Origin of the sequence: Nonomuraea marmarensis, from assembly GCF_043197025.1 — a bacterium.
GTDB lineage: Bacteria > Actinomycetota > Actinomycetes > Streptosporangiales > Streptosporangiaceae > Nonomuraea > Nonomuraea marmarensis.
This window is the reverse complement of record NZ_JBICRM010000040.1, coordinates 1-23,894: the sequence shown is the minus strand read 5'-3', so window position 1 is coordinate 23,894 and position 23,894 is coordinate 1. Positions and strand designations below refer to the sequence as shown.

Annotated in this window: 23 protein-coding genes and 1 pseudogene; 9 read left to right on the top strand and 15 right to left on the bottom strand. The window is 70.1% G+C overall.

All coding sequences use genetic code 11. The features are described 5' to 3' along the window. Positions 1–481: 481 nt before the first annotated feature. The gene (locus ACFLIM_RS42160) at positions 482–703 is read right to left on the bottom strand and encodes a hypothetical protein (protein WP_393174940.1); all 222 of its coding nucleotides are present in this window, start codon (positions 701–703) and stop codon (positions 482–484) included. A 411-nt stretch (positions 704–1,114) separates the two neighbouring features. Here ACFLIM_RS42160 and ACFLIM_RS42155 point away from each other — a divergent pair, with 411 nt between their 5' ends. Further along, a complete protein-coding gene (locus ACFLIM_RS42155; protein ID WP_393174938.1) occupies positions 1,115–1,678 on the top strand; it encodes a dihydrofolate reductase family protein in 564 nt (187 codons plus the stop codon). Here ACFLIM_RS42155 and ACFLIM_RS42150 read toward each other — a convergent pair whose 3' ends face one another. Both ACFLIM_RS42150 and ACFLIM_RS42145 read right to left on the bottom strand, forming a co-directional pair. Next, positions 1,679–2,092 (bottom strand): hypothetical protein, encoded by a 414-nt coding sequence (locus tag ACFLIM_RS42150; RefSeq protein WP_393174936.1) that lies wholly within the window; start codon positions 2,090–2,092, stop codon positions 1,679–1,681. 66 nt (positions 2,093–2,158) lie between these two features. After that, positions 2,159–2,953 (bottom strand): SDR family oxidoreductase, encoded by a 795-nt coding sequence (locus tag ACFLIM_RS42145; RefSeq protein WP_393174934.1) that lies wholly within the window; start codon positions 2,951–2,953, stop codon positions 2,159–2,161. Between the two features lie 101 nt (positions 2,954–3,054). Here ACFLIM_RS42145 and ACFLIM_RS42140 point away from each other — a divergent pair, with 101 nt between their 5' ends. Beyond that, complete coding sequence (locus ACFLIM_RS42140; RefSeq protein ID WP_393174932.1) at positions 3,055–3,684, top strand: TetR family transcriptional regulator; 630 nt, start codon at positions 3,055–3,057, stop codon at positions 3,682–3,684. A 151-nt stretch (positions 3,685–3,835) separates the two neighbouring features. On the opposite strand, the pseudogene ACFLIM_RS42135 reads toward ACFLIM_RS42140, so the two are convergent. The 3 genes and pseudogenes from ACFLIM_RS42135 to ACFLIM_RS42125 form a co-directional block, all read right to left on the bottom strand. After that, positions 3,836–3,988: pseudogene (locus ACFLIM_RS42135) on the bottom strand (4a-hydroxytetrahydrobiopterin dehydratase); the annotation flags it as partial. A gap of 103 nt (positions 3,989–4,091) precedes the next feature. Then, positions 4,092–5,375 (bottom strand): RNA polymerase sigma factor, encoded by a 1,284-nt coding sequence (locus ACFLIM_RS42130; RefSeq protein WP_393174930.1) that lies wholly within the window; start codon positions 5,373–5,375, stop codon positions 4,092–4,094. After that, positions 5,372–5,701 carry a YciI family protein gene (locus tag ACFLIM_RS42125; protein ID WP_393174928.1) on the bottom strand — a complete coding sequence of 110 codons (330 nt, stop codon included), beginning with the start codon at positions 5,699–5,701 and terminating at the stop codon, positions 5,372–5,374. Before ACFLIM_RS42125 ends, ACFLIM_RS42130 begins: the two co-directional genes overlap by 4 nt. Positions 5,702–5,792: 91 nt before the next feature. Between ACFLIM_RS42125 and ACFLIM_RS42120 the strand changes: the two genes are divergently transcribed. Both ACFLIM_RS42120 and ACFLIM_RS42115 read left to right on the top strand, forming a co-directional pair. Further along, positions 5,793–6,218, top strand: a complete 426-nt coding sequence (locus tag ACFLIM_RS42120; protein WP_393174926.1) for an SRPBCC family protein — start codon at positions 5,793–5,795, stop codon at positions 6,216–6,218. 79 nt (positions 6,219–6,297) lie between these two features. Then, positions 6,298–7,521 (top strand): hypothetical protein, encoded by a 1,224-nt coding sequence (locus tag ACFLIM_RS42115; protein ID WP_393174923.1) that lies wholly within the window; start codon positions 6,298–6,300, stop codon positions 7,519–7,521. An 11-nt stretch (positions 7,522–7,532) separates the two neighbouring features. Here the strand turns inward: ACFLIM_RS42115 and ACFLIM_RS42110 are convergent, their stop codons facing one another. Further along, positions 7,533–9,209, bottom strand: coding sequence for an FAD-dependent monooxygenase (locus ACFLIM_RS42110; RefSeq protein ID WP_393174921.1), 1,677 nt, complete (start codon positions 9,207–9,209; stop codon positions 7,533–7,535). Positions 9,210–9,251: 42 nt separating this feature from the next. Beyond that, on the bottom strand, positions 9,252–10,487 hold the full coding sequence (locus ACFLIM_RS42105) for an FAD-dependent oxidoreductase (protein ID WP_393174918.1): 1,236 nt from the start codon (positions 10,485–10,487) through the stop codon (positions 9,252–9,254). A gap of 98 nt (positions 10,488–10,585) precedes the next feature. Here ACFLIM_RS42105 and ACFLIM_RS42100 point away from each other — a divergent pair, with 98 nt between their 5' ends. Continuing rightward, on the top strand, positions 10,586–11,194 hold the full coding sequence (locus ACFLIM_RS42100) for a TetR/AcrR family transcriptional regulator (protein WP_393174916.1): 609 nt from the start codon (positions 10,586–10,588) through the stop codon (positions 11,192–11,194). 67 nt (positions 11,195–11,261) lie between these two features. Here the strand turns inward: ACFLIM_RS42100 and ACFLIM_RS42095 are convergent, their stop codons facing one another. Together ACFLIM_RS42095 and ACFLIM_RS42090 are read right to left on the bottom strand one after the other, a co-directional pair. Next, positions 11,262–11,669, bottom strand: a complete 408-nt coding sequence (locus ACFLIM_RS42095; protein WP_393174914.1) for a hypothetical protein — start codon at positions 11,667–11,669, stop codon at positions 11,262–11,264. Then, entirely contained in the window at positions 11,573–11,965 is a 393-nt protein-coding gene (locus tag ACFLIM_RS42090) for a glutamine amidotransferase-related protein (RefSeq protein WP_393174912.1), read from the bottom strand. Before ACFLIM_RS42090 ends, ACFLIM_RS42095 begins: the two co-directional genes overlap by 97 nt. Before the next feature lie 70 nt (positions 11,966–12,035). Between ACFLIM_RS42090 and ACFLIM_RS42085 the strand changes: the two genes are divergently transcribed. Continuing rightward, the gene (locus tag ACFLIM_RS42085; RefSeq protein ID WP_393174910.1) at positions 12,036–12,926 is read left to right on the top strand and encodes a LysR family transcriptional regulator; all 891 of its coding nucleotides are present in this window, start codon (positions 12,036–12,038) and stop codon (positions 12,924–12,926) included. A gap of 78 nt (positions 12,927–13,004) precedes the next feature. Here the strand turns inward: ACFLIM_RS42085 and ACFLIM_RS42080 are convergent, their stop codons facing one another. Genes ACFLIM_RS42080 through ACFLIM_RS42070 form a run of 3 tightly spaced genes read right to left on the bottom strand, consistent with a single transcriptional unit; the run spans position 13,005 to position 16,878 of the window. After that, positions 13,005–14,336, bottom strand: coding sequence for a serine hydrolase domain-containing protein (locus tag ACFLIM_RS42080; protein ID WP_393174908.1), 1,332 nt, complete (start codon positions 14,334–14,336; stop codon positions 13,005–13,007). A gap of 18 nt (positions 14,337–14,354) precedes the next feature. Beyond that, complete coding sequence (locus tag ACFLIM_RS42075) at positions 14,355–15,908, bottom strand: hypothetical protein (RefSeq protein WP_393174906.1); 1,554 nt, start codon at positions 15,906–15,908, stop codon at positions 14,355–14,357. A gap of 25 nt (positions 15,909–15,933) precedes the next feature. Beyond that, entirely contained in the window at positions 15,934–16,878 is a 945-nt protein-coding gene (locus tag ACFLIM_RS42070; RefSeq protein WP_393174904.1) for an alpha/beta hydrolase family esterase, read from the bottom strand. A gap of 192 nt (positions 16,879–17,070) precedes the next feature. Here ACFLIM_RS42070 and ACFLIM_RS42065 point away from each other — a divergent pair, with 192 nt between their 5' ends. The 3 genes from ACFLIM_RS42065 (at position 17,071) to ACFLIM_RS42055 (ending at position 20,647) form a co-directional block, all read left to right on the top strand. Beyond that, on the top strand, positions 17,071–18,678 hold the full coding sequence (locus ACFLIM_RS42065; RefSeq protein ID WP_393174902.1) for a recombinase family protein: 1,608 nt from the start codon (positions 17,071–17,073) through the stop codon (positions 18,676–18,678). A 275-nt stretch (positions 18,679–18,953) separates the two neighbouring features. Further along, the gene (locus tag ACFLIM_RS42060) at positions 18,954–20,054 is read left to right on the top strand and encodes a hypothetical protein (protein WP_393174900.1); all 1,101 of its coding nucleotides are present in this window, start codon (positions 18,954–18,956) and stop codon (positions 20,052–20,054) included. After that, complete coding sequence (locus ACFLIM_RS42055) at positions 20,051–20,647, top strand: hypothetical protein (protein ID WP_393174898.1); 597 nt, start codon at positions 20,051–20,053, stop codon at positions 20,645–20,647. Before ACFLIM_RS42060 ends, ACFLIM_RS42055 begins: the two co-directional genes overlap by 4 nt. 79 nt (positions 20,648–20,726) lie before the next feature. Here ACFLIM_RS42055 and ACFLIM_RS42050 read toward each other — a convergent pair whose 3' ends face one another. Next, positions 20,727–22,010 (bottom strand): pentapeptide repeat-containing protein, encoded by a 1,284-nt coding sequence (locus ACFLIM_RS42050; protein ID WP_393174895.1) that lies wholly within the window; start codon positions 22,008–22,010, stop codon positions 20,727–20,729. 306 nt (positions 22,011–22,316) lie between these two features. Continuing rightward, positions 22,317–23,228: a hypothetical protein gene (locus ACFLIM_RS42045; protein ID WP_393174892.1), complete on the bottom strand. Its 912-nt coding sequence runs from the start codon at positions 23,226–23,228 to the stop codon at positions 22,317–22,319. Positions 23,229–23,894: the final 666 nt, after the last annotated feature.

Here is a 23,894-nt window from a genome sequence, read left to right as displayed (position 1 = left end):
CCAGTGCGCCTGCATGACATGCACCCCACCCCGAGCTTTCACAGACAGTGACGATTAGACTACCAACATCTGACCCTGCTGGGTAGAACGTTTGAGCGATTCGCAGACACCACCCGTCGCTCAGATCCGCCCACGTCACCACGGACCGGCATCCGGCCGGGATAGACGGGGTGATCGAGCAGGCTCGGTCAGGACCAGAAAGGACGGGCGACCCGCCGCGCACGATCATCCTTAAGGCCGCGGGAAGAGACACGGGCGCAGAAGGCCCCAGACCGCCGATCGTCTCCACGGCGGTGCCGGCGTCGATATTGATCACGACCGTGCGCGGACCGGACCCCGCTCAGCCGGAACCCCCCGGGCGTGTCGCTACGAACAAGGGGTATGCCTGTATGACGACTGACCCCCTGCGCACGCCCATTCCGTCAACCTCACACGAAGATCAAAGCGCAACTACAGACGCACCATACACACTCATGCCTACTCAACAGCCAACAGTTCGCGACCCCCGGAGGTCCGCCTGCTGGCCGAACGTGGTCCACTCGCGCATCATCCAGCCGCCGGCCTCCGGGTGGTTTCCGTGCAGCACCAGCACGAGAGGCCTCGGGCCGCCACCCGAGGCCGCGCGCGGCAGCCGGATCGTGAAGCCACGCACCCGCCCCTCGATCGTCAGCTCACCGCGAACCACGGCTCCGTCGTCATTCATACGCCGACTCTGCCACCTGCCTGCCAAGCGCCGGCAAGACCTGGACCCCGCTACGTCCCGGACGACTGTTACGCGTCACGTGGCGTCCTCATTGTGAGCACGGCCGGGACCTTGATCTTCTGGCGGACGGCGACAACTTCGTGAGCATCACGCCTGCCGGCCCCGCCCGATGGCAGCCTCAGCCCGACAGCGGTGGTTACGGAGAATGAGCAGTCCCGCCCAGGCAGATCGCCGACTCTGCGCGACAGATGGAGGTGCCCAAGGGGCGCATGGCTGCGCGCAGATCACGCCATTCTGCTCCCTGCCGCGTGCACTACACCCCGTGCCGATGATTCCGGCAGCCAGGCCAGGTCTACTTGTGTAACGGCCGCCGTCCACAGCGCGGCAGGCACCGAGATGAGAGGGTAAAGCATGGGCCAGCTGATCTACTCGGCGATCGCCTCGGCTGATGGCTACGTCGAAGACGAGGGCGGCAACTTCGACTGGGCGGCGCCCGACGAGGAGGTGCTCGCGTTCGTCAACGACCTCGAGCGGCCGGTCGGGACTTACCTGTACGGGCGTCGGATGTACCAGACGATGCTCTACTGGGAGACCGCCCACACCCTCTCCGGCCAGCCGTCCTGCGTCCGGGAGTTCACCGGGATCTGGCAGGCGGCTGACAAGGTCGTGTTCTCAAAGACACTGAGATCGGTGTCGAGCGCCCGCACGCGAATCGAACGAGACTTCGACCCCGGCATGGTCGGGCAGCTGAAGCGTGCCACCGGGCATGACATGACCGTGGGGGGCGCGGACCTGGCTGGGCAGGCGATCAAAGCCGGCCTGGTCGACGAGCTGCAGCTGTTCCTGATGCCCGTCGTGGTCGGAGGCGGCAAGCATGCGCTCCCCAATGATGTCCGCTTGCACCTGGAGCTCCTGGACACGCACCGGTTCGCCGGCGGCGCCGTGTTCCTCAGGTACCTCCCGAAGTCAGCGTGATCATCGCTCAAGAGGACAACGTTGACGCACGCGCCGATCGTCCCGATCGGCGCGGTCATCTGGTTCGTCGATCTTGGCTGCACAGCCGCCCCGAACGGCGGATATCGTACGTTCGTCGTAGCCGGATTGTGACCATCTGTGATGAAACGTCGGCCCCGGCGAAGCACACCGGGTGCCCTGCGCGCCGCGGTCTCGATCGAGCAGAAGCGTCACGGCGAGCATGGCAGCGTCATCCTTGACCATCGCCGAAGGGTCTCGGCCGGCCTCATCCGATCTCCCCATAGCCATCAGGAGCGACGTTCGACCCGAGTCGGCGTCGACGCCGTCGCCCGCCGCGACCCCGCAGCCCGCCGCAGCACCAGCAACCAGCCCCGCTGAGAAAGGACCGCCGATGATCCGGATGCTGATCTCCATCGCCCTCAACCGGATCTCCGACGGCAAGGGCGGCGAAGTCTGCTGCAGCCGGCGACCTATAGGGAATCAGGTGAAGGTTTCGCCGCCGTCGACGGTGATGACCTGGCCGGTGATGTAGTTGTTGGCCATGAGGAAGAGGGCCGAGGCGGCGGCTTCCTCGGCGGTGCCGAAGCGGCCGAGGGGAGCGGTCGATCCGGCGGCGGAGATCGCGTCGTCGGAGTTCAGCCCCGGCAGCGAGCGCAGGAGTGGGGTGTCGATCCGGCCGAAGCGGACGGTGTTCACGCGCAGCCGTGCGGGGGCGAGCTCCACGGCGAGGGCCCTGGTGAGGGTCTCCACGGCACCGCCGACCGACAGCGGGGCGGCCATTCCGGGAGCGGGGCGGACCACGAGGATCCCCGAGCTGAACGTGAGTGAGCCTCCCGCGGGAAGCCGGGTCGCCGCCGCGCGGGCGGCAGCGAAGGCCGCCCAGAGGCGGGAGTTGAAGGTCGTGCGGATGTCGTCGGCCGACAGCCCGGTCAGGGGACCGGTGCCGCTGATGCCGCCCGCGGTGACGAGCACATGGTCGACGTGACCCGCCCTGTCAAAGGCCTCGGCGAGGATCTGCTCGTCTCCGCCGTCGCCGGGAACGTCCAGCACGGCGTCGTCGGGATCCTCGGCCGGGCTCGCGCTTCGCACCCGGGAGACGGCGGCCTTCAGCCGGTCGGGGTCGCGGCCGACCAGCACGACGCGGGCGCCGACCGAACGTAGCAGGACGCCCGCGGCCAGCCCGATGCCCGAGCTTCCGCCGATGAGGACGGCGGTCGTGCCGGACAGGGCGCTCGGCAGCGGCGAACGAACGGGGATGGGAGTCGCAGTGCTCATGGGAGAGCCTTTCGAAGAAATAAACCATCTGGTTGTTTTATTGCTCGGCTCGATACTGCCGTCTGGACGGAGAGGAGTCAACCGGATGGTTTAATTCGTTCATGGCCTATGACGCGGAGGACACCAGACGGCGGATCTTCGCCGCCGCCGCCACCGAGTTCGCCGAGCACGGCCTGGCGGGGGCCAGGGTCGACCGGATCGCGACGGCCGCCAGGGCCAACAAGCAGGCCATCTACCTGTATTACGGGAGTAAGGAGAAGCTGTTCGCCGCCATCTTGCGAGCGAAGCTGGAGGAGGTCCGCGTCTGCGTCTCCATCGATCCCGACGCGCTGGCCGAGTCGGTCGGGCAGATCTTCGACTGGTACCAGGAGCACCCGGAGCTGATCAGGCTGCTGCTGTGGGAGGCGCTGGAGGCGTGCGACGAACCCGACGAGGGCGAGTGGGAGCGCCGTGACGGTTTCCGCGAGAAGGTTCACCATCTCCTGGACGGAGGCGTGGCCCACCACCTTCCCGAGGACGCACGCGTCCGCGCCGCGCAGGACCTGCTGTTCACCGTCATGGGACTGATCGCCTGGAACTTCGCGGTGCCCAGGATGTGCCGCGTTGTCCTGGACGAGGAGACCGACCAGGCCGCCTTGGCCCGCCGCCGCGAGACAGTGATCGAAGCCGCTCGCAGCCTCGCCACCACCCTGGACGCCTCCAGAGCGGGGTCTCGGAGTAACACGAGCTGATGCTTGCGTGGCCGTGCCCTCGCGCGTCGATCGTGACCTGGACGGTCTGCACGGCGGCCGGGTCGGCGGGCACGCCCAGCTCGCGCGCCACCGCCGAGAGCTGCCGGGCCAGCTCGACGTCGCGCTCGCTCAGCCCGTAGTAGTCGTGTGTGATCGTGATCAGCCGCACGGTCACGCCGCCGTACCGCAGGTCGACGTCGGGGTGGTGGTCGTCGAGGCCGGCCAGCTCACTGATCGCGTGCACGAGCCGGGCGCCGGCCGCGAACGACCCGGTGCGCAAGTACGTGCACGCCCCCTCGCTCACCCACCCGCCAATCCTCGACACCGCCGGCCTCGTGGAACTGCCGTGCCGTGATCCGCTTTGTCACGCCCTCAGCGTAGGGCCGGCCATCACGGCAGGTGCCGCGTCACACCTTGAGGTCCGACAGGCGGCGAGTGAGGTAGCGGCGGTCGGCGTCGGTGACGGCCAGGGCGAGCGCGTGCCGGTAGGCGCCGGCCGCTTCGGCCGGGCGGCCGAGGCGGCGCAGGAGGTCGGCGCGGGTGGCGGGCAGCAGGTGGTAGCCGTCCAGCCGGCCGGAGTCGGCCAGCCGGTCCACCAGCTCGAGCCCCGTCTCCAGGCCCTGGGACATGGCGACGGCCACGGCGCGGTTGAGCTCGACGACGGGGGTGGGCAGCAGGCGGGCCAGCCGGTCGTACAGGGCGGCGATCTGCGGCCAGTCGGTCGCGGCCGCCTCGGCGGCGGTGGCGTGGCAGGCTGCGATGGCGGCCTGCACCTGGTACGGGCCCGCGGCGCGGCGGGCGAGCGCCCGGTCCAGGACGTCGAGGCCCTCGTCGATCGCGGCGCGGTCCCAGCGGGCGCGGTCCTGCTCCTCCAGGGGTACGAGGGTGCCGTCGGGGCCGGTCCTGGCGGCGTGGCGGGCGTCGTGCAGGAGCATGAGGGCCAGCAGTCCGCCCGCCTCCGGTTCGCCGGGCATGAGGCGGGCCAGCAGCCGGGCCAGCCGGATGGCCTCGCCGCGCAGGGCGGGCCGGTCCTGGCGGTCGTAGCCCTCGTTGAACAGCAGGTAGAGGACGCCGAGGACGGCCTGGGTGCGTTCGGGGAGCAAGTGCGGCGCCGGCACGCGGAACGGGATGCCCGCCTGCCGGATCTTGCGTTTGGCTCTGACCAGGCGCTGCGACATGCCCGATTCGGGCACCAGGAACGCCCGCCCGATCTCGGCCGTGCTCAACCCGGCCAGCGTGCGCAAGGTGAGGGCGACCTGCGCCTGCAGCGACAGCGCCGGATGGCAGCAGGTGAACATCAGCCGCAACCGGTCATCCGGGAAACCGCCCAGGCCGGCCTCTCCGAGCGACGCGCCGCCGTCCCGGAACCCGCCGTCCCGAAACCCGGCGTCCTCCGGGAAGCCATCGCTCTGCCGCAGCCTGGCGGCGGCCTCTTCGAGCCGGGCGATCTCGCGCAGCTTGGCGGCGCCGACGGCCTCGCGGCGCAGCCGGTCGGTGGCGCGGTTGCGGGCGGCCGTGGTCAGCCAGGCGCCCGGCCGATCCGGTACGCCGTCCCGCGGCCAGCGCTCCAGCGCCGCGGCGAAGGCGTCCTGGGTGCACTCCTCGGCCAGGTCCCAGTCGCCGGTGACGCGGATGAGGGTGGCGACGATCTGACCCCATTCGCGGCGGAAGACGGCCTCGAGGTCGGTCATAGGTCCAGGACGGGCCGGATCTCGATCGAGCCGTAGCGGGCCACCGGATGCGCCGAGGCGATCTCGACGGCCTCGTCCAGATCGGCGCACTCGATCAGGCTGAACCCGCCGATCTGGTCCTTGGTCTCGGCGAACGGCCCGTCGGACAGCAGCACGTCGCCGCCGCGCACCCGCACGGTGGTGGCCTCGGTGGCCGGCCGCAGCCCGACCCCGCCCTGGATGACGCCGCGCCGGGTCATCTCCTCGCTCCAGCCGCCGCATCCGTGCCGGGCGATCTCCTCGGGGACGTCGGACTCGTCGAGCCCGATCATGAGCAGGTACTTCATGCAGCCGAGGATAGCCAGCACCCCCGACAACGGCCTCCGAGCGGGGGTATCACATGAGGGAGACACGCAACGCATCGGATCGGGGGTTCGGGTGAGACCCGTGTACGCGGCCGCCGCCGTCCATGTGCCGGCGCCGCCGGAGCAGCTGTTCGCACTGATCATCGACTGGCCCAGGCACCAGGAGTGGATGTTCATGACCACCGCCCGGCAGGTGGGCCAGGACGTCATCGAGGCCTACACCGGCGTGTGGCCGTTCGGCTTCCTGGACACGATGACGATCACCCATTGGGAGCCGCCGGCACTGCTGCGGGTGACGCACACCGGCCGCGTGGTGCGCGGCCGGGGCGCGATCCGGGTGGTCCCGCACGAGCGCGGCAGCCGCGTCATCTGGGCCGAGGAGCTGCGCCTGCCGTTCGGGCCGCTGGGCCGGGCGCTGTGGCCGCTCGCCCACCCCGTCGCCGTCGCCCTGGTCCGCCGCTCCCTGCGCAAACTGTCCGCACTCGCGCTCAGCATGTGAACGGGAACCTGCGCGCGGCGGGCGGTGTAGGCAGGACATGGCTCCCCACACCACAGGCACGCCTCCCCACAGCACGAGCATGGCTCCCTGGACCAGACGCCAGGCGTTCACCCTGGCCGCCGCCGCGGCCGTCCTGTCGGCCTGCGCGGCGGAAACGCCCGCGAAGCCCGCCGAGTCCCCGCCCGCGGCCAGGCCCGCCGCCCGGCCCGGGCGCCTGTTCGCCGAGACCGCCACTGGGCTGGCCGTCGTCGACCTGGCCACCGGCAAGGTACGCGCCACCTACCCGGGCGCGGTCGCCGAGCCGCGCTGGGCCACGCTCTACCAGCTCCACGGCGGCCATCTGCGCACCTACCAGGCCGCGGAAGGCATTGTCATCGACGACGTCCGGGCGGCCGGCGAACAGATCAAGGCCGTCTCCGCCGGCCTGGCCGCGCTGGGCCCGCCGGCGGGGCCGCGTACCCGTACCAGAATCACGCTCGTGAGCGCCGGCGGCGAGTCGCGCGCTCTCGACCTGGACGGCAACGTCGAGCCGGAGGCGTTCTCGCCCGACGGCCAGGCGATGTACGTCCTGGACCGCCTGCCACCGGCAGCTCCCGACCGCTATCGGGTGCGCATGTACGACCTGACCCAGGGCACGATGGGCGCGCTGCAGACGCGTGACAAGCGGCAGATCTCGCCCGGGCAGGAGGAGGAGATGCGCGGCCAGGGTCGCCAGGCCGTCCTCGACCCCGCCCAGAACATCCTCTACACCCTCTACACCCACCAGGACGCCCACCTGCACACCCGCGATCTGGCCGCGGGCCACGACCTCAGCCCGGGAGTGCACGCCTTCGTGCACGTCCTGCACCTCGACCAGCGCTGGGCGTACTGCCTGGACCTGCCCGCCCCGTTCGGGCTCGGCCCGCCGCCGGCGCACACGCTGGCGTTGCAGGACAGGAGGCTGTACGTGTTCGACGCCTCCACCGGCCGCGCCGTCGTGGCCTCCACGGAGAAGCCGGCGATCGAACGCTCCGCGCTGCTCGGCAAGCTCACCACCGGCGAGGCGTACGCGACGGCCGGCGCGGGGCGCCTGTACCTGGCGGCGGGCACGCGGCTGGTGGCGGCCGACGGCGAGACGCTCGCGCCGCGGGCCGCCTGGGATCTGCCGGGCCCGGCCCGCGGGCTGGCGCTGCTGGGCGGTGAGCTGCTGGCCGGGGCGGGGGATCAGGTGCTGCGCCTGGATGCGGGCACCGGCGCCCGCCTCGGCGCGATCGCCCTGCCCGGCCTGCGCACGCTCCGCCACGCCGAGCCCGCCACCGGCTGATGATCTTCTGGTCAACGGCCTTGGATCCCCGGCTCCGATCGGCCGTCTGCTGAGGTCGTGTGCCGGGTGTAGAGCCGGTCCAGGTAGTCGGCGAAACGGCCGATCTCATGGGGAGGCCCGGTGTACGCCAGGTGGCCGTCAGGCCGGATCAGGAACAGGCGCGACCCGCGGGCGCCGTAGCGCGCGTGCAGGGTCTTCTCGCCGGCGGGCACGGTGTGGACGCGCATCTCGACCGGATACCGGCCGAGAAGGTCCTCGACCAGCCTGCGGTGGGCGGCGACCGCCGGCCCGGGTTCGGCTCCTTCGAACAGCAGCACATGGTGAGGGGTGCCGCCGATGACGTCGAACAGGTCGCCGGGCGCACCGTCCCGGGTGGCCTCGAAGCGGCCGTAGGGTGCGCGGTCGCCGGGACGCGGCCCCCGGGCGCGGCCGGAACCGCCGGCCACGGCCGGGCTGTGCCGGTAGCCGATCCAGGTCTGCGAGAACAGCCGGAAGACACCGGCTCGGACCGCCGGTAGCCGCGTCAGCGGTCCGAGCAGGCGGGCGGCGATGTGCGATCTGATCCACCGCGCGATCGGATGCCGCCGGGTTTCGAGTGCGAAGGCGCGGTCGGTACCGCGCAGCACCGCCGCGGCGACGGGGCGGCGCTCTGCCTCATAGGAGTCGAGCAGCCGCTCGTGCGCCTGCCCGTTGGCCGCCAGGGCGAGCTTCCAGCCGAGGTTGAACGCGTCGCCGATGGCCAGGTTCATGCCCTGCCCGCCGGCCGGGCTGTGGAGGTGCGCGGCGTCACCGACGAGGAAGGTGTTTCCGGCCCGGAATCGCCCGGCGATCCTGCTGTGGATCCGGAACAGGGCCGTCCACGCCGCGGCGGTGAGCCGGGCGTCGACGGAGAAGGAGGTGTCGAACCAGTCCTGGATCCGGGCCGAAGGCACGTCCGCGTAGGGCTCGTGGGAGGCCTCCTGCCGGGTGCCGGGCGGGGCGAGCCCGGGCGGGACGGCGCCGAAGAGCCGGTAACGGCCGCTTGCCAGGGGGAACATGCCGACGAAGCCGTCGCGGGTGAGGTTGAGGCGCAGCGTGCCCGCAGGCGGGCCCGCACCGGCGGGGAAGTCGATGTCCACGTCGGCGAGCAGTCCGGTCTGGTCGTAGGTACCGCCGGGGAAGTCGATGCCGAGAGCCCGCCGGACCCGGCTGCGTGCGCCGTCCGCGCCCACCACCCACCCGGCCGCGATGGTGTCGCGCACGCCGGTCGCGCGGCGCACCACCGCCCTTGCCCCGTCCGGGTGGTCGGACAACGCCACCAACTCGGTGTCCCACTCGATGCCGTGGCCGCGCTCGGCCAGCCACTCGACCAGGAGCCGTTCGGTGCGGTCCTGTTCCAGGCCCAGAGCGTACGGAAACGGCGTGCGGTCCGCGGCCCCCTGCCCGGCGAGGGAGAAGCCTCCTGCCCGGCGACCTCGTTCGAAGATCTCGACGCCGGTCGTTCGCACCCCCTGCGCCACCGCCCGATCGGCGAGTCCCAGCCGGTCCAGCAGCTCAAGGGTCCGCACGTGCAGGATGGCAGCGCGGGACTGGGTCACCGGCCCGGACTTGGCGTCCACGATGGTGAAGTCCACCTCATGGGCGGCGAGCACCGCGGCCAGCACCAGACCGGCGGGCCCGGCACCGACGATGAGAACCCGCGTGCGCACGGGCGGCGTCACCGGCCCCTCAACCGGCCCCTCATCGGCCCCTCATCGGCTCTTCGGGGGGAGGCGTACGTGCTCCGGCCGGACGCCCACGCCGAGCAGACGGCTCATCGCCTTCCGCACGAGCGGTATCCGGACGATCGCGCCGTAATCGGGTGCGGCCTGCGCGCGCAGCGCGCGATCGATGCCGAACCGCTGGGCGGTCCGCTGCAGCGCCTGGGTCGTCACCGTGGGCGCCCATCTGCGCCGCTGCACGGCGGCGGTCATCCGCTCCGGGATCGGCTCACCGGTGTGCTGGGCCCGCTGGAGGTGCCGGGTGAGGATGTTCGCGGCGGCGACCGCGTCCTGCACCGCGAGGTTGATGCCCACTCCCGCGATCGGCGACATGGCGTGGGCGGCGTCGCCGATCAGCAGCAGCCCGGGGGAGCGCCAGCGCCGCAACCGGTTGAGCCGGACTTCCAGGAATCTGGTGTCCTCGAAGCCGGCGAGCTCGCCGACCCGGTCGGCGAGGAAGCCGACGAGGTCGGCGACATCGTCGCGCAGTGGCTGGATCCCGGCGCCGCGCAGCTCCTCGTAGCCGCCCTTGCGGATCATGTAGGCGATGTTCCAGTACGTGCCCCGGTTGATCACCGCGACGGCTCTCCCGCCGGCCATGCGCAGGTGGTAGCCCTCGTCCGGGTCGGTGTCGCGGCGGGAGAGCCGGAACTGCAGCACGTCCATCGGCGCGCCGAACTCGCGGGGACGCAGGCCGGCCGCCCGGCGCACCGCGGAGTGCCGGCCGTCGGCGGCAACCGTCAGGTGCGCCCGCACGTGGTGGTCGCCGTCCGGGGTGCGGAACCGCACTCCGGTGATGCGGCCGCCTTCTCGCCGGACGTCGTACGCCTCGGCCTCCATGACCAGGCGGAAGTGCGGAAGGCGGGCGGCCTCCGAGACCAGCAGGTGGAGAAGATCCCACTGCGGGACGAACGCGATATAGGGATATTTCAGATCAAGGGTGGAGAAGTCGGCCACATCCACCGTACGGCCGTCGCGGACGAACCCGACCGTCGAGACCTTGTGGTGCGGCAACGCCAGGAACCGCTCGGCCAGGCCGAGCTCGGCCAGAACCTCGATCGTGGACGGATGCACGGTGTCGCCGCGGAAGTCGCGCAGGAAGTCGGCGTGCTTCTCCAGCACCACCACCTCGACCCCCGCCCGGGCCAGCAGCAGCCCCAGGACCGCGCCGGCAGGTCCGCATCCGGCCACGCACGCGGTGGCCGTCAGTGTCTCCGGGCCGGCCATTCCCCACCACCCCATTCTTAGTAGACGATAGCGTTCCTTATGGCCGGGCCAGAGTAACCGTCACAGGATTGAAGACGCAAGCGTCTACTATTGCGGGCATGGCAGGCAGCAGGACGCGAGAGCCGACGGTGCCGCAGAGCCGGCGACGCGGCACCGAACTGGAACGGGCGATCTATCGGGCGACCCTGCAAGAACTCGCCGCCGTCGGCTACAACGGCGTGACGATGGAGGGGGTGGCGCGACGGGCGCAGACCGGCAAGGCCGCCCTCTACCGGCGCTGGCCCTCCAAGAAGGACCTCGTCCTGGACGCCCTGCTCCGGGTGCTGCCCGAGGCCCGCGAGATCGCCCCGTCCGGCTCCGTCCGGGACAACCTGCTCGCCACGCTCACGATCATGGCCGGGACCCTCGCCGGCGAGGCGGCCCATCCCGGCCTCGGCGTCATGATCGAGGTGCTTCGCGAACCGGAGCTCAGGGAGGCGTTCGGCACCAGGGTCATCGAGCCCCGGCTGCGCCTCATCGAGGCGACCTTGCACGAAGCCGCCGCACGCGGCGAGATCACAGCCGGCGCGGCGCTTCCGCTGATCGCCCGGACCGGTCCCGCCCTGGTCATCCAGACGTTCCTGCTCACCGGCGAGCCCCCGGCGCGGGCGGAGCTGGCCCGGATCGTGGACACCATCCTCATGCCCCTGCTCGCTGGGCCGAGCTGATCCACGATCCGGCCCACCCGATCCACTGCGACGTCCGTCTGTTCGCGGGCCACCCGGTAGCGTCCGGCTAACGCGCGTGCGCCGCCTGGCGCGAGGCGTGCCGGCGGGTGACCGCCGTGGCGAACGCCGAGACCACCGGGTGCGGCCGCCGTCCGTCCCCGGCCAGCTCCGGCTGGAACATGGTGGCCAGGAAGAACGTGTGACCGGGCAGTTCGGCCACCCGCACCGCTCCGTCGTCGGCGTGCCCGGAGAACACCAGCCCGTGGGCGGCGAGCGTCTGCTTGTAGGACTCGTTGAGCCCGTAGGAGCAGATGTAGGCCTCCAGGGTGGTGGGCGCGCCGATGATCTGCTCGATCAGCGAGCCGGGCTCCAGCCGTACTAGGCCCTCGTGCCCGGCCAGCGAGCACGCCAGCGGCGTGAGCAGGAAGTCGCGCGGCCCGGCTCGTTCTCGGCGTGCGCCACGTCCAGAGCGCACACGTGCCGCGCGTACTCCAGCAGCATGTGCTGGAACCCGCCGCACGTGCCGAGGAAGGGGATGTCCTGCTCGCGGGCGACGCGCGCGGCCTCGACCGCGCCGGCCTCGTCACGGTACGGGCTGCCGGGCAGCACCCAGATGCCGTCGAAGCGGTCCAGCCCGGTCACGTCGGTGGTGGGAATCCAGTACGGGTCGAGCGCGATGCCCTCCCGCTCCCGCAACGCCTCGATGAGCAGCGGAATCCTGACATGCGAACGAACACTGGGGGAGCGGTCCCCCACAAGCGCTATTTTCATGCCCCCATCGTGACGGCCCCACCCAGTTAAGCGCCAACGATGAAATCTGCATCTGCTATAAGCATCACTGATGGACCCTCATCTGCTGACGACGTTCGTGACCGTGGCCCGCCACGGCTCCTTCTCCGCCGCGGCCGCCGAGCTCGGCTACACGCAGTCGGCGATCTCCCAGCAGATCGCCGCGCTGGAGGCCGACCTGGGGCTGGCGCTGCTGAGCCGCCGCCCGGTCGAGCCCACCCCGGCGGGCCGGCGGCTGCTGGAGCACGCCGGCCCGCTGCTGCTGCGCCTGCGGGCAGCGCGCGCCGATGTGCTGCGCGCCGCCGCCGTGCCCCGGCACCGGCTGCGGCTGGCCGCCACGCCGCTGGCCGTCAACCCGGTCCTGGCGCTGCGGCTGGCGCGGGCGCGCGCCGAGCAGCCGCGCCTGGAGGTGACGCTGCACACGTGCGGCCGGGAGGAGGTCGGCGCGATGGTCGCCGAGGGGGAGGCGGACCTGGGCCTGGCCGACGGGATCGCGGCGCCGAGCGACCCGTTGCGGCTGCCCGACGCGGGCCCCATGACGGCGGCCGGGGTGACGGAGGAGGAGCTGGTCGTGGCGCTGGACGCCGGGCATCCGCTGGCGGGGCGGGCGGCGCTGCGGCTGGCGGACCTGGTGGACGCGCGCTGGCTGCAGACGCCGCTGTGCCCGCTGGCGCGGTTGCGCGACCTGATGGGCGACGGCTTCCCGGTGGCGCTGGACTACCAGGGCGACGACGTGCACACGGTGGTCAACCTGGTGGCCGCCGGCCACGGCCTCACCCTCCTGCCGGCCTCCGCACTACCCGCCTGCGGGACCGCCGCTGATCGGCCGGTCGCGCTGGGGGTACCGCTGGCCGCGCCGCGGCTGGTGCACCGGGTCGAGCTGCTGCACGGCGCCCTGCCCGCCGGCCCGGCCGCGGACCTGGCACGGGCGCTGTCAGGCTGACCGCGATCTGTGCGGGAGATGCCAGCGCCGTCCCCCACGATGGGCCACATGAACCGCGCGCCGCGCCGACCGGCGGGTTCAGGCGTGCCAGTCCGTCACCCCGCCCGGCACCGGCGCGCCCGGATCGTACGGTTCGCGGGTGAAGATGAACGTGTTGAGGTCCAGATGGCCGGCGGCCACCTTCAGCGTCTCCCCGGCGTAGTAGCCGTCGAGCCCGAGCCACGTCCCGTCGTCCTGCGGCACGAACCGGGAGGCCCGCCCGCCGCCCCCGACCGGCTCCAGCGACAGGCCGCGTCCGGGCAGCAGCCGCAGCGCGTACGGCTTGGGCCCCCAATGCCACAACCCCGTCAGCGCCAGCAGGGCGGGATCGGCGGCGGCGGGCTGCCATTCGCCGGGCAGGCGCGGCTCGTACTCCTCCAGGATGTCGAGCAGGTCGGTCAGGAGGGTGCCGCTGAGCCCGGAGGTGGTGTTGGCCATGAACAGCACCCCGACCCCTTCGGCCGGCTCGGCCCACACGGTGGCCAGGAACCCGGGCATCGACCCGCTGTGCCCGGCCAGCCGCCGGCCGCCGGTCCTGGCCAGTTGCAGCCCGAGCCCGAACCCGCCGGTCCAGGCGTCGCCGTCGTCCACCTGCGCGGGTTCGCGCATCTCGGCGAGGCTGGCGGGGGACAGGACGCCGCCGGTGTCGCCGCCGAGGAAGGCCGCCCAGCGGGCCAGGTCGCCCGGGGTGGACCACAGCTGCCCGGCGGGTCCCATGGCGTCGGCGTCGTGCTCGGGCTCGGCCAGCACGACGTCGGCCCACGGGTGCACGGCGTAGCCGGTGGCGTGCGGGGCGCGGGGCCTGGGGGTGGTGGCGTTCATGCCGAGCGGGCCGAGCACCTCGGCGTGCAGGGCGTCGAGCCAGGTGGTGCCGCGCAGGCGGGCGACGAGCTCGCCGAGCAGGGCGAAGCCGAGGTTGGAGTAGTGGAAGCGGCGCCCGGGCCGGTGTTTGAGCTCGGCGGGGCCGAGGCGGGCGATGAGGTCGGCGGCGCCGATGCCGGGGGTGCGTTCCCACCAGGCGGTGGGCGGTTCGGCGGTCAGCCCGGCGGTGTGCGAGAGCAGCTGGGCGATCGTGAGGTGCCCGAGCGGCGTGCCGGGCAGGTGCTTGTCCAGCGGGTCGGTCAGGTCGAGGGCGCCTTCGTCGCGCAGCCGCAGGACGACGACGGCGACCATGCTCTTGGTGATCGACCCGATGCGGTATTGGGTGGCGGCGGTCGGCGGCGCCCCGCCGACGCGGCCGCGGCCGCCGAACCACGCCGTGCGCCCGTCGCGGACGATCGCGGCCGTCAGCGACGGCACCCTGCATTCGGCCTGTTCGACGGCCAGCCTGCGCAGCAGCGCGCGGGCCGTCGCGTGTCCCACCTGGTACATGAGCGACAAGAGTAGCCGTTAGATCAGCACGAGCCGCGGGCCGATCAGCTCTCCCTGGTGGGGCTGGGGATGGGCCTGGTCGTGGTAGTAGTGGCCGGCGTACCAGACGACGACGTTGGCGCCGTTGATGCTCTCGCCGTTGAGGAAGCGGTTGAGCGCGGCCCGGTCGCGCGGGCCGGGGTTGCCGTCGTCGAGCTCGCGCGGGTGGTGGCGCAGGAACCACAGGTCGGACACGCCGTAGGCGTCGGCGGTGCCGTCGAACTCGCCGGGGTGGATCTGGTAGCCGCGGCCGGACGCCTTGTCGCGTACCTGCCAGTACAGGGCGGGGTGGCGGCGCTTGCGGGAGGTCTCGCGGATGATCGGGACGGGTTCGGGGATGAGGGAGCCGGTGTCGTCGATCTGCTCGATGACGTCGTTGCCGGCGCCTTCGACGTCGAAGTCGAGCCGCCAGTAGGCGTGGTGGCGGTGCACCAGGCACGTCATCGGATTGGCGGTGGCGGCGAACCCGAACCGGGGGGAGATGTCGCCGTTGTCGGCCAGCCGCCAGTCGCTGGCGTAGCGGTACCAGCCGGCGGCCAGCTCGCTGACGATGCGTAACTCCTCGCCGTCGTGGTGGAAGGCGACGCCCTGGAAGTTGCCCGCGTCGGTGGCGGGCCGCTCCAGGATGGTACGCGGCGCGCTCTCGCACAGCCGCCACCCCCAGCCGACGGGGTCGTGGCCGGTGGCGCTGAAGCGGGTCTCGAAGCTGACATCGTCGCGGAAGGTGGTGCCTTCCTCGTACTCGACGTTGAGGACGGGCACGTGCGCCTGGCGCAGCACCAGCCGGCCGCGGTAGCGGACGTTGCGCAGTTCGACGCCGCCGCCGACGCCGGGGTTCTGCGGCGCGGAGGCGCGCGGGCGCACCACGAGCAGGTCCCACAGCTCGGTGTCGCCGCGGTGGACGCGCACGCGGACCTGGTCGGGGCCGCCGCGGTCGGTCAGGGCGTCGATGCCGTCGGGGACGGTGTGCTCGCAGTCGTGGTGCATGCGCACGTTGACGCCGGCCGGCGTCCAGTCGACGCTCCGGCCGGCCAGGTCGACGGCGACGATGCGGTGCCGCAGCCCGGTGGGCTCGCCCGGCGTGTACAGGCCGAGGGCGGGGCGGCGCACGGTGGTGCCGTCGGGGTTCTCGGCGTCGGCCAGCGGCGGCATGGGGCGGTAGACGACGACGTCGTCGCCGGCGGGGAAGCGGGGGTCGGCGCGCAGGATCGCCGCGGCGGCCAGGAGTTCCTCGCGGCTGGGCTGGGGGCGCCAGGCGCTGGGCCGCAGCTCGGCCCGCTCGGGCCGGTCCAGGGTGCCGCGCAGCTCGACGGCGCGGTTGCCGGCCGGGTCGAACACGACGGCCTGGAACGGCGCGTTCTCGCCGGGGTCGTGGCCGAGGCCGGGGGCGAAGGCGACGGTGAGCCGGGCCGGGTCGGCGACCTCGAGCGCGGCCAGCGCCTCGGGGTGGTCGGCGACGGCCTGGCGCAGCCGCTGGGCGCTCAGCCCGGTGCGCGGGACCGCTTCGATGGTGACGCGTACGTCATCGCTCATGCTGTAACTCCCCTGGGGGTGCGGGTCATCGGGAGGGGGTGCGGTCGAAGGCGTCGAGGATGAGGCCGGTGGCGTCCAGGTCGCGGGCGGTGGCGCCGAGCCGGGGCACCTCGATGGGGCCCGGCCAGGTGTGGCCGCCGCCGTTGACGGTGTACAGGCGCAGTGTGGTCCCGCCGGGGCAGGATTTCCAGCCGCGCAGGCGTACCTGCTGGTTGTGGGGGGTGGTGGTGCGGCCGGTGCAGCCGAGCGCGGCCGCCCAGTCGTCGGCGCTTTGCTCCACGGGCGGCAGCGTCACGAGGTCGGCGAGGGCGCGCAGGTTGCCGGTGGCGTCGCGGAGGGGATGGCCGCCGCGGTAGGGGACGATCCGGTCGGCGGTGCCGTGGAAGGCGATGATCGTGGCGGGGCCGGCGCCGGGGCAGGGACGCGCGATGGTGAGCCCGGCCACGGCGGCGACGCCGGCCAGGCGGCCGTGCGCCGCGCAGATGAGGGCGGTGGCCATGCCGGCGCCGTAGGACATGCCGGCGGCGAACTCGCGGCGGGCATCGACGCACAGCTCGCGCTGGAGGTGGTCGAGCAGCGCGGTCAGGAAGGCGGTGTCGTCGGGGCCGGCGGTGCCGGGCAGCGTCCAGGCGAAGCGGCCCTCGGCGGCCTGCGGGGTGGCCACGATGTAGCCGCGGCGGGCGCCGGCCTCGGGCAGCCGGCTGTAGGCGGCCTGCTCGGCGGCCGAGGAGCCCAGGCCGTGCAGGTTGAGCAGGACGGGGTGGGGGCCGCGCCCATCGGGCACCGACAGCAGGAAACCGCGCTCCAGGCCGCCGGAGGCCAGCGTGTGCCGGCCGGGCTCCAGCGGGTGGGCGCCGGCGCAGCCGCTGGTGGGGGCGGCCTGGGCGGGCGGGCTCGGCGGCGGCGGGGCGGCGCCGCAGCGGGCGGCCAGCAGCGCCGCCACCACCAGGGTGATCACGCCTTTGGCCATCGGTGCCTCCCCGTCCGCCCTCGCCCCAGTCTGCTGGAGGCCGCGCTCGCGCGCGAGCGCCTGGCGATCGGCTGGTCTAACCTGAGCCCGACAAGGGTGAGCATGGAGGTGTTCGGGTGAATCGGGACGAGGGCGGCGCGACCCTGGACGCCGTCCTCGAGCGCATTGTCCGCAAATGAGTAACGTGTGATCGTGCGTATCCCCCCAGGTGAGGGCTTGATCCCCGCCATCGGCTACATCCGCGTCTCGATGATGCTGGAGGAGAAGATCTCTCCGGACATCCAGCGGGCCGCGATCAAGGAGCTCGCCCGCCGCCGTGGCTATCGGGTCACCGACTGGGTCGAGGACCTCGACGTCTCCGGCAGGACCTTCCAGCGGAAGATCATGAAAGTCATCGCTGATGTCGAAGAAGCCAGGGCCAAGGCGATCCTCGTCTGGAAGTACAGCCGCTTCGGACGCAACCGGACCGGCAATCAGCTCAACCTCGCCCGCGTCGAGAAGGCCGGCGGTGAGCTGGTCTCCGCGACCGAAGAGGTCGACGCCCGTACAGCGGTCGGCAAGCTCACCCGCGGCGTGCTGTTCGAGTTGGCCGCGTTCGAGTCCGACCGGGCCGGTGAGCAGTGGGGCGAGGCATTTCAGAACCGTCTTGCCCGTGGACTTCCTCCGCTCGGCGCCGCCCAGTTCGGGTACATCAGGCGCGGCCGGGTCCGTCACCCGCTCTATCACGACAGGACTCTCGCTGCGCCCGAGGACGGCAGAGAACGGTACGAGCCGGACCACGCAAGCGGTATGGCTGGCATCCTCGCGGACTTCTACGACCGGTGGATCGCCGACCGGAACTTCTCTAGCCTGGCCGACTGGGCGAACGCTCGCGGCGCCCGGACCACAACCGGCGGGAAGTGGAGGCCGGGCGAGCTGACGCGGGTGATGGACCGGGGTTTCGCAGCCGGTCTGATCTGTGTCCACCATCGTGACTGCCGGTGTGCCAAGCCGTCGAGCTGCCGCAACAAGGAGTACCACCCCGGCGCACACGACGCCGTGATCAGCATGGAGACGTGGGAGACCTACCGGAGGTACCGAAAGATCACCTCGGCTCTGCCGCCGCGTGCCCGGAGAGCCGTCTACCCGCTGTCCAAGCTGCTGAAGTGCGGCTACTGCACCAACACCATGTACCCGCTCAAGGTCAACCACAGCGGCCGCATGGGGTGGGTGTGCGGGTCGATTTACCGCAAGCGCTACGACGCCCCAACCTGCGGCACCCGGTTTGTGACGATGGAGGCCGTCGAGGAAGCGGTTCAGCAGGCGCTCGTCGCGTGGCTGCCAGACATCGAGGCCGCGGCCGCTCTGGCGGCGGCCGGCCTACGGGTGGTCACAGAAGTCGAGGATTCCCAGCCGGAAGTGCTTCGCCGTGAGCTGGAGCGGATCGACAAGGCCCTCCAACGGCAGACCGAGCTGCTGATCAACGACGTGATCCCGCAATCGTCCTACGAGCCGGTGCGTGACAAGCTGCTCCGCGAACGCGAAGCGGTCCTGGCCGCGCTTGCGGAGTTCGAGGACCTACCAGAGCCGATCGACCCGATGGACTGCGTGCCGGTGATCGAAGGGCTCGTCCAGGAGTGGGACAGCCTGCCCTCTGATCGGCTGCGGAACATCCTGGCCGAGGTGATCGACCACGTGGACGTGTACCGGCAGGATCCCGCGACGGCGTGGATCGTCGTCCACTCGGCGTGGGGGGACAAGAGGCGTCGCAAGCTGCGCAGCCGTTTCAGCAAATGGCAAAGCCGCGAGACTGTGGGATAATCCGGCGATCTTGAAAGGAGAACTATCGGCTGAAATGAGAAACGGCCCGCAGTGCGGGCCGGTCCCGTGAAGTAACCAACTTCATCGCGATTGCTATCCCTGCTCGCAAGCTTGGCGGCTACCGGAGCGGGGTGCGTCGCGTTGCCCCCGTGGGGGCCTTGCTCTTGGAGTAGAAGATAACACGCCTGCCCTCGGTTTGCGAAAAAACCGAAGTCGGGGCGCGTCGGCGCACGTCGGCGCACACCCCCGTCACGCCCTCGATCCAGCCCATCCCCATGGATGGGCGAAGAATTGCACCCACCCGCGCCGCGTTCCTCGACGCGGTGGACTACCTCGCCCGTACCACCTGCAATCGCCAGCGGCACCGCAACCTCATGCGCCTGGCGTGGCAGCTCGCCACCCGCACCGACGCCACCATGATGACCGTGCCCAAGCGCGGCGCCACCTGGGACGTGCTCGCCGAAGAGGTCGGCGTGTCCCGCCGCACCATCGCCTACCTCCTCGCGTGGATGCGCGAGCACCAGCTGCTCATCACCGTCACCACCGGCTCTACCCCACGCACCCGGCCAGGCAGCCTGTGGGGCCACGTCGACGACGGCCTCGGCAACCTCGCCGCGGAGTACTCCCTCATCGTCCCGGCCGAACTGCTGGCCAACGACGTCGACGAGCTCGAGGCGGCGGAGCCCGAAGAAGAGGAAGACGTTCCGTGGCCGGTCGATACCGTCGCTGAGCGCCCTACGTTTTCCCACGTCAGCGGGCATGTGGAAGAAGTTTGCACCCCCGCTGTTTGGGGTTGCTCTTCTGAGAGATCTTTCCCTAACGCGAGCGCGCGTGACAGCTCCGAGACCACGGGCCCGACGCGCTCGTGGCCACGCCACGAAACGCCCCGCAGCAGGAGAGACCAGCTCGCAGCGTGCGAACGGCTTCGCCAGGGGAACGCGCTGACCCTCGGCATCCTGTCGGCGAAGGACCTGCGGTCGCTGCTGCGTCTCCTCTTCGTCGCTGGGTTTACCGTCGCTGATGTGGAGCACGCGCTGAACCGGATGCCGGACGGGCAGCACTGGGGCGACATCGACCCCGGCCGCCTGGCGGGCACGGTCGAGCGCAAGCGGGGCATGCGTGCCCGGATCCGTCACCGCGTGGGGTTGTGGGTCGATGCTGACGGTGCGCCGCTAGCCCGGTCGGCGTCGCAGCAGGCCGAGGACGCGGAGGTCGCGATGTGGCGGGCTCAGGAGCGTCGACTGAGCGTCATCTGGGGCACGCCCGAGTCGGTCGACCAGGCCGCGCCCGTGGTCGACATGGGGGAGTGGCGGACACCGCCCGCGGAGTACCTGGCCGTCCGGGCGGCGCTGCGGGCACTGAAGGAGGGCGCGTGATGGGCAGCTCGTCGCCGCAGGTTCCTCCGCATCTGCTGGACCTGGCTGGCCGGTTCTTCGACGCTGGGTGGGGCCACGCGGATGTGCTGCACGCGCTGAACCACTCGCCGGACGGCGCTCCGGTGTGGGGCGATCCGATGCGGTGGGAGGTGGCCAAGGCCCGGCTGCGGCTCTGGATGGACGGGTCGATGCGGCCGATCCTGTCGCGGTCGCAGCACGTTGCCCGCGCCAACTCGGCGAGGATGCGAGCGCAAACGCTGGCGCGAGCGGCGCGGGCCCAGGCCGAGCAGCGGGCCTCCCGCGACCCCGCGGCTGCGGTCGCGCGTGCGAGAGAGATCCTGGCGAAGGTCTTGCCGGGGGCGGCTGAGCCGCTGGCCAAGCGTGCGGAGAAGGCGGGGACGCGTGAGGATTGGGAGCGGTGGCGGCGGTTGGATGAGGCTGCGGCGGCTGCGGTGGTGGCTGGTACGGCGGCTGAGGCGTGGGAGCCGGAGCCTGAGCCGGTGGTGGATCCGGAGGAGGAGGCGCGGTTGCGGGCGGTGCGTCGGGCACGTTGGGAGCGCGCGAATCGCAGGGGCGAAAGCGGCACCGGTTGACGAGCAAAAGGGATGAAGCCCGGGGGCGTGGTTCGCAGGATGGTACGGCCTGCTGCACGCGCCCAGGCCAGCCGCAGCGCTAGGACGACTTGGCCTGCTCCTCTGGCGGATCGTCAACGAACCTAGCGGGCGGAATTGCCCCCTCTGTCGACGCTGCCGACTCATACTCTTGGCGCTCCAGCTTCGTGTACTTCAGGTCCACGCCGGTCAGGTTTGCGGCAGACAGATTCGCGCCAGTCAGGTCCGCGCCGAACAGGTCCGCGCCGGCCAGGTCGGCACCAAACAGGTCCGCGCCGGTCAGGTCCGCGCCGGTCAGCTTCGCGCGGGTCAGCCGCGCGTCGACCAACTCCGCACGGGATAGCTTCGCGTGGGTCAGTATGGCGTCGCTCAGGTCCGCCTCTTCCAGCTTCGCACCGGTCAGGTCCGCCTGATCGAGCGTTGCTTCGGTTAGGTCCGCGCTGGTCAGCTCCGCGCTGGTCAGATTTGCGCCGGTGAGATCCGTGCCGGTCAGATTCGCTTTCACCAGGTGCGCGCGGGGCAGCTCAGCTGCGATCAGTATCGTGCTGGCCAGATTCGCCTGGACTAGGTACGCACTGCTCAGGACCGCATTGCCTAAAAACGCGTTGCTTAGATCTGCCCCGCCCAGGAGTGAGTCACCCAAGTCTGCGGATCCGAGCTTTGCGCCTGTCAGGATCGCGCCAGTTAGGTCCGCGCCAGCTAGGTCGGCCCGGCGCAGATCTGCGTCAGGCATATCTGCTCGACCGATTACCGTGAGAGCGGCCTGCACATCAGCTCGCACTTCAGGGAACCTTGTGCCGCGCAGATCCTGCGACTTTCCGTCTTCCTCCACTTGGGGGGGTGGTGGTTCAGGGTCACGAACATACCCGCGTACAAAGGCCGTCAGGACCTCCTGCACAGTGCGGTGGTCGCGTTCGGAGTCTCGGGCGATGTGCTCAAGCGCGTAGATGCCGCCGATGCGGATGTGCAGGTTGTCCACGTCGCTGAGTTGTTGGATCGCTTTGGTGTAGCGGTCGGTGACCTGGCCCTGCTCGGTCAGCTCCAGGGTCCGGGTTGAGGTCTGCTGGGTCAGCTCGACAGTCCGGCGCGCAGTTTCGGCGTTGCGGGCCGTGTAGTACACGGCGGCCAGCGCAACCACACCGGTGGCGATCGCGAGTGCCCGCCCGCGTACGGCATCGGCGGCGGTCGCGAGGTCCTTCTCCGCGAGCTTGGTGACGTCCACGTCGAGGTCGACGACCCATCGGGCGCCGGGCCCCAGCACCCAGACGAGTCCGGCGAGGAGCAACACAGCGGCCACGAGCAGGATCGTGCCCTGGGAGGGCAGGCGTCGACGCTTGTCCGTCATGCGCTGAGCGTAGAAGCCTGGTCTTGCTGTGCGGTTGCGATCGGCCTGTTCCGCTATCGCAAGGGGCATCGCCAACTTGCTCTTGCGAAAGCTCTCTTGCTTGCACCTATGAGTGGCCAGAATCGCGTGTGAGCGCCTCTGATCGCTCATCTCGCAGATGAGGCCGGCGCGCTTCCTGGAGGGCTCAGGGACGCGCTGAGACGCGTGCTGTGGCCCTACGCCTGAACGGTCGCCAGGCAAAGGCCAAAAGCAGGTCCCGCCAGAGAAGGTACAAGGAACCAATCTGTGGGCCCACAATTTCTGGGATCAATCATTTCCGTAATCACCCTCGTAAGCATCAGAGGGATCACCGTCTACGGTGAAAGAATCGTCTACTCCAGCTTGGTCCAAAAGTTCATAACTATCAAGTACTAGATGACACACAGAACAACTGAAGTACTCCGCGCCAATTGTGTGCGTTACCAGCACATCGAAATCTTCTTCGGAGTACTGCTCATAAGTTGTTTCCGTATCCGTTATATCTTCCCCTTCAATGGTACCCATAGAGCCGCATGCCGGACACGCTGCCGTTCCGCTGTAGCTTAGATGTCCTGTTAGGACCTGACTGGTCTGCCATTCTGCCGCAACGCGGGCTGACAGGGTTCCTTCACGGCGTTGTTGTAGGCGTTGCTTGGCCCTCTCGATAAGCATCTCAGTTCTATGTTCGACATTCTTGCTATTTTGTTCAAGATGCTTCGCTACAACGCCCTCGCGATCTGATCCGACAAAGTCATCTATGTCTCTATCAAGTGCCGTTACTAGCACGGACGCTAGCGCCCAGAACTTTGGCCACCAGGCATGAGGGGGAATCGCCATGAATCCAGCACCGCTGCTGTGCAGGTACTCATTACGAGCCTGGCTGAAGCGAACGGCTTCGTTCAGACTGAAAGGCTTAAAGGCTTTATGGCACCTACTGAAGAGAGTTTTCGCTTTGACCGATACGAACCGCGCATCTCCTTCGATGAGGCCGCTAGCCATGAGAAGATTTGTGCCGTCTTCAGTTGGGTCTGCGATAAGGAGCGGCGAGACTCGTGCCAGAGCGGCTTTTGCCAATAGCTCCAAGGAGAGCGACGCCCATAGCGCTTGTTCGTCGAATGAGCGTGCATCGTCGTCCATTGCTCTATTGATGAAAAGTTTGGCCTTCACCCATAGCGCTTCGTGATCATACGGAGGAATCATGAAACCTCTTGCGGAAGATAGTAGCTGATCCTTTGGAGTTCCCGGTCGAGATCGTCAGCGGCAGAGGATCTAGCGTGAAGCACTTTTCTGTTGGCTATCACGAGAATCTTCTCTGGATCATCCCATATGCACTCGGAGGCGTCATCGAATTGCTTCTCAAAGTACTCGACGGTCTCTCTAGCACGAGCGTCGCACGGTACCATGCAGCCGGGATCGTAGCGATAACCCGTCTTTGTATAGGCCGTAGAGAAGAAGCTATCGCTGCCTATGGAAACGAGAAATACACCGTGAACCACATGTTCTGGTGGATAGAAGCTATATTTACCCCAGCGTTTCGGCCGCCATAGACGTGTAGACGTACTATTAGATTCCCTGCAGGTGAGTATAATTACATCAGGTGGCGTTACTAGATGGGCTCCATCGGTGTGAAGAGGCTGCGCGCCTACTCCGTAGGTGGCACTAAGCGACTTAGGTTCCGCAGCCTCTTGGCTGGTGGGCTTGAGAGTAGTGAGAGACGGACTTCCCCGGCGATTAGGTACTTGTCCGTGGCCATGTAAAAGTCCCCACAGGTGGCCAGTTCGAGGTCACCACTGGTGGCCGGTTTAGGTCCCCACTTCTGCTTCGCGTTGTCCGCGTGTCGTGAGGAGGGGTGTGCCCTGAGCGGTG

What these genes read in the sequence shown, in the direction of transcription:
- ACFLIM_RS42160 (WP_393174940.1), bottom strand. Translation starts at nt 703, where the DNA reads ATGAATGACGACGGAGCCGTGGTTCGCGGTGAGCTGACGATCGAGGGG.
- ACFLIM_RS42155 (WP_393174938.1), top strand. Translation starts at nt 1,115, where the DNA reads ATGGGCCAGCTGATCTACTCGGCGATCGCCTCGGCTGATGGCTACGTC.
- ACFLIM_RS42150 (WP_393174936.1), bottom strand. Translation starts at nt 2,092, where the DNA reads ATGGAGATCAGCATCCGGATCATCGGCGGTCCTTTCTCAGCGGGGCTG.
- ACFLIM_RS42145 (WP_393174934.1), bottom strand. Translation starts at nt 2,953, where the DNA reads ATGAGCACTGCGACTCCCATCCCCGTTCGTTCGCCGCTGCCGAGCGCC.
- ACFLIM_RS42140 (WP_393174932.1), top strand. Translation starts at nt 3,055, where the DNA reads ATGGCCTATGACGCGGAGGACACCAGACGGCGGATCTTCGCCGCCGCC.
- ACFLIM_RS42130 (WP_393174930.1), bottom strand. Translation starts at nt 5,375, where the DNA reads ATGACCGACCTCGAGGCCGTCTTCCGCCGCGAATGGGGTCAGATCGTC.
- ACFLIM_RS42125 (WP_393174928.1), bottom strand. Translation starts at nt 5,701, where the DNA reads ATGAAGTACCTGCTCATGATCGGGCTCGACGAGTCCGACGTCCCCGAG.
- ACFLIM_RS42115 (WP_393174923.1), top strand. Translation starts at nt 6,298, where the DNA reads ATGGCTCCCTGGACCAGACGCCAGGCGTTCACCCTGGCCGCCGCCGCG.
- ACFLIM_RS42105 (WP_393174918.1), bottom strand. Translation starts at nt 10,487, where the DNA reads ATGGCCGGCCCGGAGACACTGACGGCCACCGCGTGCGTGGCCGGATGC.
- ACFLIM_RS42100 (WP_393174916.1), top strand. Translation starts at nt 10,586, where the DNA reads ATGGCAGGCAGCAGGACGCGAGAGCCGACGGTGCCGCAGAGCCGGCGA.
- ACFLIM_RS42090 (WP_393174912.1), bottom strand. Translation starts at nt 11,965, where the DNA reads ATGAAAATAGCGCTTGTGGGGGACCGCTCCCCCAGTGTTCGTTCGCAT.
- ACFLIM_RS42085 (WP_393174910.1), top strand. Translation starts at nt 12,036, where the DNA reads ATGGACCCTCATCTGCTGACGACGTTCGTGACCGTGGCCCGCCACGGC.
- ACFLIM_RS42080 (WP_393174908.1), bottom strand. Translation starts at nt 14,336, where the DNA reads ATGTACCAGGTGGGACACGCGACGGCCCGCGCGCTGCTGCGCAGGCTG.
- ACFLIM_RS42075 (WP_393174906.1), bottom strand. Translation starts at nt 15,908, where the DNA reads ATGAGCGATGACGTACGCGTCACCATCGAAGCGGTCCCGCGCACCGGG.
- ACFLIM_RS42070 (WP_393174904.1), bottom strand. Translation starts at nt 16,878, where the DNA reads ATGGCCAAAGGCGTGATCACCCTGGTGGTGGCGGCGCTGCTGGCCGCC.
- ACFLIM_RS42060 (WP_393174900.1), top strand. Translation starts at nt 18,954, where the DNA reads ATGGATGGGCGAAGAATTGCACCCACCCGCGCCGCGTTCCTCGACGCG.
- ACFLIM_RS42050 (WP_393174895.1), bottom strand. Translation starts at nt 22,010, where the DNA reads ATGACGGACAAGCGTCGACGCCTGCCCTCCCAGGGCACGATCCTGCTC.
- ACFLIM_RS42045 (WP_393174892.1), bottom strand. Translation starts at nt 23,228, where the DNA reads ATGATTCCTCCGTATGATCACGAAGCGCTATGGGTGAAGGCCAAACTT.